Annotated in this window: 7 protein-coding genes; 5 read left to right on the forward strand and 2 right to left on the reverse strand. The window is 72.4% G+C overall.

The features are described from left to right. The coding region (locus tag ABZ484_RS37480; RefSeq protein ID WP_358870427.1) for a sulfite exporter TauE/SafE family protein at nt 1-625 on the forward strand (625 nt) is incomplete at its 5' end. A 42-nt stretch (nt 626-667) separates the two neighbouring features. Here ABZ484_RS37480 and ABZ484_RS37485 read toward each other — a convergent pair. Further along, nucleotides 668-841 (reverse strand): hypothetical protein, encoded by a 174-nt coding sequence (locus tag ABZ484_RS37485; RefSeq protein WP_229903750.1) that lies wholly within the window; start codon nt 839-841, stop codon nt 668-670. A gap of 223 nt (nt 842-1,064) precedes the next feature. Here ABZ484_RS37485 and ABZ484_RS37490 point away from each other — a divergent pair, with 223 nt between their 5' ends. Next, nucleotides 1,065-2,159: a serine/threonine-protein kinase gene (locus tag ABZ484_RS37490; RefSeq protein WP_358870428.1), complete on the forward strand. Its 1,095-nt coding sequence runs from the start codon at nt 1,065-1,067 to the stop codon at nt 2,157-2,159. 45 nt (nt 2,160-2,204) lie between these two features. On the opposite strand, the gene ABZ484_RS37495 is transcribed toward ABZ484_RS37490, so the two are convergent. Then, complete coding sequence (locus ABZ484_RS37495) at nt 2,205-4,973, reverse strand: AAA family ATPase (RefSeq protein ID WP_358870429.1); 2,769 nt, start codon at nt 4,971-4,973, stop codon at nt 2,205-2,207. A 228-nt stretch (nt 4,974-5,201) separates the two neighbouring features. Between ABZ484_RS37495 and ABZ484_RS37500 the strand changes: the two genes are divergently transcribed. The 3 genes from ABZ484_RS37500 to ABZ484_RS37510 all read left to right on the forward strand — a co-directional run bounded on the left by ABZ484_RS37500 (nt 5,202) and on the right by ABZ484_RS37510 (nt 9,537). Then, nucleotides 5,202-6,395, forward strand: a complete 1,194-nt coding sequence (locus ABZ484_RS37500) for an epoxide hydrolase family protein (RefSeq protein WP_358870430.1) — start codon at nt 5,202-5,204, stop codon at nt 6,393-6,395. A 212-nt stretch (nt 6,396-6,607) separates the two neighbouring features. Further along, nucleotides 6,608-8,305, forward strand: a complete 1,698-nt coding sequence (locus tag ABZ484_RS37505) for a SpoIIE family protein phosphatase (RefSeq protein WP_358870431.1) — start codon at nt 6,608-6,610, stop codon at nt 8,303-8,305. Nucleotides 8,306-8,460: 155 nt separating this feature from the next. Beyond that, nucleotides 8,461-9,537, forward strand: coding sequence for a GNAT family N-acetyltransferase (locus tag ABZ484_RS37510; RefSeq protein ID WP_358870432.1), 1,077 nt, complete (start codon nt 8,461-8,463; stop codon nt 9,535-9,537). Nucleotides 9,538-9,628: the final 91 nt, after the last annotated feature.

The raw sequence follows: 9,628 nt of genomic DNA on the forward strand, positions 1-9,628 counted from the left end.
CTCCACCGGGGTGCTGCTGCCGGTCCTGATCACCGGGGACGTGCTCGCCGTCCTCACCTACCGGCGGCACGCCCACTGGCCCACCCTGTGGCGGCTGTTCCCCGCCGTCGGGGCCGGCGTGGTCGTCGGCACGCTGTTCCTGGTGTGGGCCGACGACACCGTCGTACGGACCTCGATCGGCGCGATCCTGCTGCTGATGGCGGCCGTGACGGTATGGCGCCGCCGGGCGGCCGACCGGGCGGTGGAACCGGAAGCGGTCACCACCCGGGCCGGCCGCGTCAAGGCCCGTTCCTACGGTGTCCTCGGCGGCTTCACCACCATGGTCGCCAACGCGGGCGGCCCGGTGATGTCGATGTACCTGCTGTCGGCCGGCTTCCGCAAGCTCGGCTTCCTGGGGACGTCGGCGTTCTTCTTCCTCGTCGTCAACGTCTCCAAAGTGCCCTTCAGCGCGGGGCTCGGCCTGATCGACGGCCGCTCACTGTTCCTGGACGCGGCGCTCGCGGTGTTCGTGCTGCCCGGGGCGCTGTTCGGCAGGTGGGCCGTGCACCGGATCAATCAGCGGCTGTTCGAGCAACTGGTGATCGCGGCGACGGTCGTGGGCGGCGTGCAGCTGCTGCTGCGTTGACGGATGGTCAGGGGGCGGTCGGAAGGGGTTGGTCAGGGGTCTTCAGGGGGTGGAGGGAGCGGCGGCGGCCGCGCGTGCCAGTGCCGCCCGCAGGCGGTCGTAGCGCTGTACGTCCGTCCAGTCGTCGGCGCGCCGTCGGCGCCCCGTGCAACAGCTCCAGAGGCTTGCCATGATCGCGGTTGCCAGCGGGATGAGCAGCCACGTCAAAGGGTCCAAGGTCGTCCTCCCTTTCCCGAGCGGATCAGTGGATACGGCGACCATGACATACATGATCAGCTCTACATATTTGTACGTAGAGCGATTCTGTGCATTTCACCCGTAGGGGCGCGGCAGGCGCCGGTCGTCGGCATGCCAAGTGATCGTTAGGATGGGCCGGTTGAGGGCGGGACTTTCGGGGAACAAGGGTGGGTCACGGGTGCTGGTGGCGGATCGATACCGGATGGACACGGTCATCGGACGTGGCGGGATGGGCGAGGTCTGGCGGGCCCTGGACCAGGTGCTCGGCCGCCCGGTCGCGGTCAAACTGCTGCTGAACGACGCGGACGCCTCGGCCGAGGCACGGTTCCGGCTGGAGGCGCAGACCTCGGCGCAGCTGCACCATCCGCACGTGGTGGCCACGCTCGACTTCGGCACCTGGCAGGGACGCTGCTTCCTCGTCATGGAACTCGTCGAGGGCGACAGCCTCGCCGGGGAACTGGCCGCCGGCGGGCCGCTCGCACCGGACCGGCTGGCCCAGGTGGCGCAGCAGACGGCCGAGGGCCTGGCCGCCGCGCACGCGCGGGGCATCGTGCACCGGGATGTCAAACCCGGCAATCTGCTCAGCGACCGCGACGGCTCGGTCCGTATCGGTGACTTCGGCATCGCGCGTTTCGTCGACGACCCGTCGGCCGGGCTCACCACCACGGGCCAGATCGTCGGCACCGGCCTGTACCTGGCGCCCGAACGCGCCATCGGCACCCCCGCGAGCCCGGCCTCCGACCTGTACTCGCTGGGCTGTGTGCTCTACCAACTGGCCGTGGGTCACCCGCCCTTCGAGGCGGAGTCCGCGACCATGCTGCTGTACCAGCACGTCGACGCCCCGCCCGTGCCGCCGCACCAGCGCGGCGCCGCGCTGCCGCCCGCCTTCGAGGCCTACCTGCTGAGCATGCTCGCCAAACGGCCCGAGGAGCGGCCCACGGCACGGCAGGCGGCGGACTGGTTCCGCAGCGGCGCCTGGCGCGGCACCCCCGAACCGCTGCCGCCGGAACGGCCGGGCACCGGCCACGGGCCTCACCCGGCCCCGGCCGTCCTGCCGGCACACCACCACGGCCCCGCCCACGGCGCCCCGGCGCATACCGCCCAGCCGCAGCCGCAGTCGCCGCCGCAGTCCCGGGCCCCGGCGCCGGACACCGGCTGGAACACCAGCGTGCACCGGGTGCCCGCGCGCCGACCCGGCCTGCGCACCTCGCTGCGCCGCCACTCCCGTACGGTCGCCCTGGTGGGCGGAACGGTCCTGTTCGTCTCCGCCGTCCTCGTCGGCATGAGCGTCTTCTAGGGCCTGTCCATCCGGCGGGTCATGGCATGCGCGTCCCGGGTGCTGTCAAGGGGACAGCACCGACCGGAGGTGTCGGCGGGAGGCGACTCCGAGCTTGGTGAACACATTGCCGAGATGCCACTCCACCGTGCGCGGGCTGATGAACAGCTGAGCGGCGATTTCCGAGTTGGTGTTCCCGTCTCTGGCCAGCCTGGCGATCTGGGCCTCCTGGCTCGTGAGTCCGGCGTCGGCGCCGAGCGTCCGCTTGCGTACGGTCTCTCCGGTCGCCAGCAGCTCCCTGCGGGCGCGTTCGGCGAAACCGTCGGCTCCGATCCGGCTGAACACCTCATAGGCGGGGCCCAGCTGCGCACGGCTTTCCTGACGGCGGTTTCGGCGGCGCAGCCACTCGCCGTACAGCAGGCGGGCGCGGGCCAGCTGAACGGCGACCCGGCAGTGCCCGAGATGCTCGATCGCCTCCCGGTAGAGCGCGTCGGCGGCCTCGCCGTCGCTCAGGAGCGCGCGCGAGCAGGCTCCCACGCCCAGGGCCCACTCGGTACCGCTGGCGCCCGTCCGCTCGGTGAGCGTGTCCAGGGCCGGGCCGGCGGCCTCGGGGCGCCCACCGCGTACGGCCGCCTCGACCAGTTCGGCCAGGGCCCACCCGAAGAACCCCAGGTCCTCGTATGCGCTCGCGCGCGTCGCGGCCGCCAGCGCGGCGTCGTAACGGCCGAGGCCGTTGTTCAGCAGCGCGGTCGCGTACTCGGCGAGGCCGAGCGAACGTCCCTCGCCCCGGGCGACCACCTCTTCGACGGTGGTCGCGATGAGCTCCAGCGCCTGGGACTCCTGTGCGCGCCATGCGGCGAGCAGGAGCGAGGTGTACATCATGGGCGCGCCGCCCGTCGCCTCCGAGATCGCCGTCGCTTCGTCGATGAGAGCCGCCGCGGTGTCGAACGCGCCGGTGTGCACGTGGAAGCACGCCTGGTAGGTCAGCGCCATCGGGAGGACGGCGAGCGCCCCCGCCTCACGGGCGAGGCCGACGGCGCCGGTGGCCAGATCCTGCCACGCGTCGTCGTCCCACAGGTCCGGTGCGAGAGGCTCGGGCGCGACGCGGAACGCCGGCCACAGCCAGCGCCTGTCCGTGTCCCTCCCCCCGGATCTCTGCTCACTCCGGACGACGCGCAGTGCGCGCCTGAGGGCGTCGGCACCCGCGGCGTGGCCGTCGATGATCCGGCTCGCCATACCGTCCAGGAGGACGTCGATCATCCGCGGGGGCGTCGGTGGCGGCGGGCCGGCGCGAGCCGCCTCGGCGACCTCCCGCTGCCCGGGCCCTTCCCCCAGGCGGCCGGCGAAGATCGCGGCGCCCAGTGCTTCCAGCAGCGTGTCACGGGCAAGGGCGGCGTCGACGGGGGCCAGCCGATGTGCCGCGTCGAGCAGCAGCCGCGGCGCGTCACCGCCGCGCACCTGGGAGAACACCAGACGGGCCCGCAGCCGCTCTAGGCGGGCGCGCTGCGGATCGTCGAGTGGACCGGCCTCCGCGATCGCCAGCATGGTGCGCGCCCGTTCGGCCCCGCCGGCGTCGACGTGGGCCTCGGCCGCGGCCAGCGCACGGGTGACACGGCGTGCGGGATCAGGGGTCGATTCCGCCGCGCCTTGCAGGAACGAGGCTTCCGCGGCGGCCCCGCCCCGGCCGCGGGCCCGGCCGGCCGAGTGCTCCAGGTCCAGGGCGACGCTCTCGTCGGGACCACTGACGGCGCGGGCGCGATGCCAGGCCCTGCGATCAGGATCGAGCTCGGGATCGGTGGCCTCCGCCAGCGCGCGGTGCGCCGCCCGGCGATCAGGGGCGGACGTCCCCCGGTAGACGGCCGAGCGCACCAGGGGGTGGTGGAAGCGCACCCGGGTACCGAACTCGACGAGTCCCGAGGCCTCCGCCGGCGCCGCGGCGCCCACCGGTATCCCCTGCGCGCCGGCTGCGCGCCACAGCAGACCCGCGTCACCCGTCGGCTCCGCCGCGGCGGTCAGCACCAGCCGCCGACTGTCCTGCGGAAGGGATCGGAATCGCCGCTGAAAGGCGTCCTCGATGCGGCCGGCCAGGGGGCGCCTGCCAGGGAGCCAGAAACCGCCCGCGAGCTCCGCGGGAGCGTGCGGCAGGTGGAGCAGCGCCATCGGGTTGCCGTGGGCCTCGGCGACGATCCGGTCCCGTACCAGCGGGTCGAGCGGCGCGGGGACGGCCGACGCCAGCAGGGCGCGCGCGTCGCTCTCGCTGAGCCCCTCGACGGTCAGCTCCGGCAGACCGCTCAGCGCGTCAGCGCCGCCCGCATCCCGCAGGGCGAAGATCAAAGCCACAGGTTCGGCCATCAGCCGCCTGGCGGCGAACGCCAGGGCCTGGAGGGATCCGTCATCGAGCCACTGCGCGTCGTCGACGAGGCAGGCCAGGGGCCGATCCCCGGCGGCGCCGGCCAGCAGACCGAGCACGGCCAGGCCCACCAGGAGCCGGTTCGGCGCCTCGCCCTCCTGGAGTCCGAACGCGACGGACAGCGCCTCACGCTGGGGTCCGGGAAGATGACGCAGCCGGTCGAGCATGGGCCCGCAGAGCTGGTGAAGGCTCGCGAAGGGCAGCTCCATCTCCGACTCGATGCCGGCGACACCGGCGACGCGGAACCCGACGGCCTTGCGCTCGGTGCGCTCCAGCAGCGCCGTCTTGCCGATGCCCGCCTCACCGCGGAGGACCAGGACCGCGCTGCTGCCCGATCGCGCTCGGGTCAGCACCCTCTCCAGCGCCGCCAGCTCACGGTCCCGGCCGCGCAGTCCGACCTGCGGATCTTCGACAGGCACGCCCATGAGTCACTCCTGGTCCGCTGCCCGACCAGGATTTCACCGCATCCGGGGATTCACCATCCGATGAGGGGACGGGTCGATGACGGGACGGGCCCGGACGGGAACTCGGGCCCCGTGGTCCCAGCCACGGGAGCGACCCCCGGGGTTTTCCCCGGGGCGACCCGGACCCGCCTGCGCGACGGTGGAGGAGCCGGTGACGCGAGGTCGCCGGTGACACTTGAGGAGACCCACATGTCCATGGCCGAGAAGTCGGCAATCCGGCCGTTCACGTTCGAGTTCCCCGAGGCCGAGCTGGAGGATCTCCGCCGGCGCATCGAGGCGACGCGGTGGCCCGAGAAGGAGACCGTCGCGGATCAGTCGCAGGGCACGCAGCTCGCGACGGCCCAGGAACTCGCGCGGTACTGGGCGACGGAGTACGACTGGCGCAAGGTCGAGGCGAAGCTGAAGGCGCTGCCGCACTTCATCACCGAGATCGACGGTCTGGACATCCACTTCATCCACGTCCGCTCCCCGCACGAGGACGCTCTGCCGCTGATCGTCACACACGGCTGGCCCGGCTCGATCGTCGAGCAGCTGAAGATCATCGACCCGCTGGTCGATCCCACCGCGCACGGCGGCAGCGCGTCGGACGCCTTCCACGTCGTCATACCGTCGATGCCCGGCTACGGCTTCTCGGGCAAGCCGACCACGACCGGCTGGGGTCCCGAGCGCATCGCACGCGCCTGGGGAGAGCTGATGCGGCGCCTGGGCTACACCAGGTACGCGGCGCAGGGCGGTGACTGGGGTGCGATCGTCACGGACTTCATGGGTGTGCAGGAGCCCGAGGGCCTGATCGGCATCCACACCAACATGGCCGGAGTGGTCCCGCCCGCCGTCGACGCCGCGCTGATCGCGGGCAACCCGCTGCCCGCGGGCCTGTCGCTCTCCGACGAGGAGAAGGCGGCGGTCGAGCAGCTGGACTTCGTGTACCGGCACGTCTACTACGCCTACATGATGGGATCGCGCCCGCAGTCGCTGACCGCGCTCGCGGACTCTCCCGTCGGCCTGGCCGCCTTCCTGCTCGACCACGACGCGGCCGGCCTCGCCTTGATCTCCCGGGCCTTCGCCGGCCAGGCCGAGGGCCTGACCCGGGACGACGTGCTGGACAACATCACGCTCTTCTGGCTGACCAACACCGCCCTGTCCGCGGCTCGCCTCTACGCGGAGAACACGACCTCCTTCTTCCGCGTCAAGGGCGTGAGCCTGCCGGTCGCCGTGAGTGTCTTCCCCGACGAGCTGTACCAGGCACCCAGGAGCTGGGCGGAGCAGGCGTACCCCCATCTCGTTCACTACAACCGGCTCCCCGCGGGCGGCCACTTCGCCGCCTGGGAGCAGCCGGAACTGCTGGTCGAAGAGGTCCGCACGGGCCTGAGGTCGCTCCGCTAGACAACCGGGCCCGGCCTTCCGCACAGGCCGCGGCCCGACAGCGCGGCCGAGCGCTCAACGGCGAGCGTTCGGCCGCGCATCCCCCTCGAGCCACAAGACCGCATGGAAGGGACGCACATGTTCACCATCGCCCTCGCAGACCCGGTCCCCGCGCCGAGTCCGGCACCGTCCGTCATCGCGGTCCTCCGGGACGTGGAAAAGGCCGTCCCGGCATGACCGGGCTCCTGAACCGCCTGACCCTCCTGGAGGCGGTCCGCAGCCGGGTGGGTCACCGGACGAACGTGGCAGCCGTCTGCCAGGAGCTGGTGGAGGCGGTGGTGCCCGACTTCGCCGGCACCGCCGACGTCGAGGTGATCGACGACGTCGTACGCGGAGAGGAACCTCCGACGGTTCCCGTCCACCGGAACGTTCCCCTGCGCCGAGCGGCCCACCGAGGCGGGACCTCGGCCCATCCGGCCGGGGAGGTACGCCGCCTGCCGGCCGGCACGCCCTTCTCGGACGCCCTGTCCGACCTCCGGCCGCGCCTCGTCCCCCTCGCGGAGGACGACCCGTGGCCGGCCACCGGGCCGCCCGGAGCCGACGCCCTCAGGCGATCGGGTGCCCACTCCCTGATCGTGGCCCCGCTGGCGCTGCGCGGCCAGGCTCTGGGCGTGGTCAGCTTCTACCGCCACCGGTACGAAGAGCCCTTCGACCAGGACGACGTCGCGGTGGCCTCCGCCATCTGCGCGCACGCCGCGCTCTGCGTCAACAACGCGCGACAGTACATGCGCGAGTGGGTCATCGCCTCGACCGTCCAGCGCCGGCTTCTTCCCCGGCCTCCGAGCCCGCAGGCGACCGTGGAGCTGTCCCCGCTGCACCGTCCCGACCCCGAGGGTGGTGGCGCGTGGTTCGACGCGATCCCGCTGCCCGGCGCGCGGACCGCGCTGGTGGCCGGCGAGGTGGCCGGGCGGGGCATCGCCGCGGCCACGACGATGGGGTTCCTGCGCACGGCCCTCCACACGCTGGCGGCCCTGGATCTGCCGCCCGACGAACTCATGGCCCGCCTGAACGACACCGCGGCCCGTCTCGCCGCCGAACGCGCCGCGCTTCCGCCCGAGGACCCCCTGCACCGCGAGCCGTTCACCGCGGGCTGCGCCGTCGCGATCCACGACCCCGTCGAGCTCACCTGCTCCATCGCCCGCGCCGGCCTCCCCGAGCCCGTCGCCGTGCTTCCCGACGGTACGTCCGCCCACCTCTCCGTTCCCCCGGGCCCCCCACTCGGCGCGGCCGGCACCGCCCCCTTCCCGGCGACCACGATCAGCCTGCCCGAGGGAAGCACTCTCGCGCTGGGCACCACCGCGCTCGCGGACGAGGTCCTGGCGGCGACCGCGCCCCTGCGCCCGCTCCTGGCCGACACCGGCACAACGCCCCTGCCGGACGTGCGCGACAGGGTCGCGGGCGCCCTCACCCGGGCCCGGGGGACCGGCGAGCAGCTGATGCTGCTCGCCCGTACCAAGGCGCTGCCGGCGGACCAGGTGCTGACCACCGCCCTGCCGGCGAGCCCCGAGGCCGCGCCGACGGCCCGTCAGGCGACCCGCCGCCGGCTGAAGGTCTGGGGGGTGGACGAGGAGACCGCGTACACCGCCGAGCTCATCGTCAGCGAACTGGTCGGCAACGCCGTCCGCCACGGCACCCCGCCCCTGCGCCTCCGTCTGATCCGTGACCAGATGCTGACCTGCGAGGTCGCCGACGCCGCAGCCGGCGCGCCGCGCGTCAGGCATGCTCGCACCGCCGACGAGACCGGCCGGGGGCTGTTCATCGTCGCGAGCCTCGCCGACCAGTGGGGCACCCGCTACGAGACACGAGGAAAGACCGTCTGGGCCCGGCAGCCGCTGCGCGGACATCACGTACGCGGCGGGGACACCCTTTGACGCGCGACCGGTCGGGTTTCAACGGCAGCGACGTGGCAAGGACATCGCTGATGTCCGTGGGAAGTGACGGAACCGCCGTGCGATCAGGACGTTGAGGACCTTCCGTGTCGGATGATGAACCAAGGATCGGCTACACCGAGGCCGCGGATCGGGAAGTGCGCAGTCTGCGAGTGCGTTACTGCCGGTTGCGGACCGATGGCGGCGCACCGGTCGCCGAGCTGGAAGCGCTCTCCTTCCAGCAGCGGTTCGGTGCGGTGAGCGTTGCCGCGGAAGGCATCGGCGGCGTGGAGACCCAGCCCCGGTTCCGACGTCAGGGACACATGAGCCGGCTCCTCCGCCAGGCGTTGGCCGGCATGGCACAGAGGGTGGACGTCGCCTTCGTGTCCAACGGTGTCGAGGGGGTGTACGAGCGGTTCGGTTTCGTCGGGGCCGTCGCCGAGGGGCACCTGGTCATCCCCGTGCGCAACGTCGAACAGGCGGCCGGAGACGATCTGGAAGCTTCCGTCCCAGGCATCCACGACGGCTCTCCGGCCGATCTTCCGGCGATGATCCGTCTGTACAACGCCGCGCACGCCCAGCGGCCCTGGACCCACGAACGGCACTCGGGCTGGAACCGGCTCATTCCCCAGGCCACGTGGAGGCCCGGGTCGCAGACCCTGGTCCTGCGGACCGATGGTGCTGCCGTCGGCTATGCCGTGCTGGAGGGCCGAGCCTTCGGCGACCCGCTGGGCTCGGTGACCGTGGACGAACTGGTGGCCGAGAACGCCGCCGCGGCACGCCTGTTGCTCAGGGCCATCGCCCGACTCTGCTGGAAGCGGCGGCTGAGCGAATTCACGGTGCGGGAGCCCGCCGACAGCCTCACCGGCCGAGTGGCCCGCCACATGGGCTGCACCTACCAGCAGAGGTTTCCGCCGAGCGGCGGGATGATGGCCGCCGTCCTGAACCGGTCGTCCCTGGTGCGAAAGCTCGAGCCCGAGCTGCGCCGCCGGGCCGCCGCGCAGCAGCCGGACAGGGTCTTTGACAAGGCGTTCGACGCGCTGCGACGTGGCGACCTGTTCCCCGATGACAAGGCCCTCGTCCGGCTGCTTCTCGGCTACTGGTCGACCGACGACGCACACGTGCACGGAATGTCGGTTCCCGAACCGTACCGGGAGCATTGCACGGCTTGGTTCCCCGGGGGCGGCACACCGTCTCTGCCGACCCCCTACGCGCACCGTCTGGACCGGTACTAGGGTCCGTCTTCAAAGATCATTCGAGTGGTGGATCATGGCGTCGTGGTACGTCGTCACGAACTCACTGATCAGGAGTGGGAGTTACTCGCTC

Source organism: Streptomyces sp. NPDC006393 (assembly GCF_040628575.1).
GTDB lineage: Bacteria > Actinomycetota > Actinomycetes > Streptomycetales > Streptomycetaceae > Streptomyces.

Coding starts and splice junctions, on each gene's coding strand:
- ABZ484_RS37490 (WP_358870428.1), top strand. CDS start 1,065: ATGGACACGGTCATCGGACGTGGCGGGATGGGCGAGGTCTGGCGGGCC.
- ABZ484_RS37495 (WP_358870429.1), bottom strand. CDS start 4,973: ATGGGCGTGCCTGTCGAAGATCCGCAGGTCGGACTGCGCGGCCGGGAC.
- ABZ484_RS37500 (WP_358870430.1), top strand. CDS start 5,202: ATGTCCATGGCCGAGAAGTCGGCAATCCGGCCGTTCACGTTCGAGTTC.
- ABZ484_RS37505 (WP_358870431.1), top strand. CDS start 6,608: ATGACCGGGCTCCTGAACCGCCTGACCCTCCTGGAGGCGGTCCGCAGC.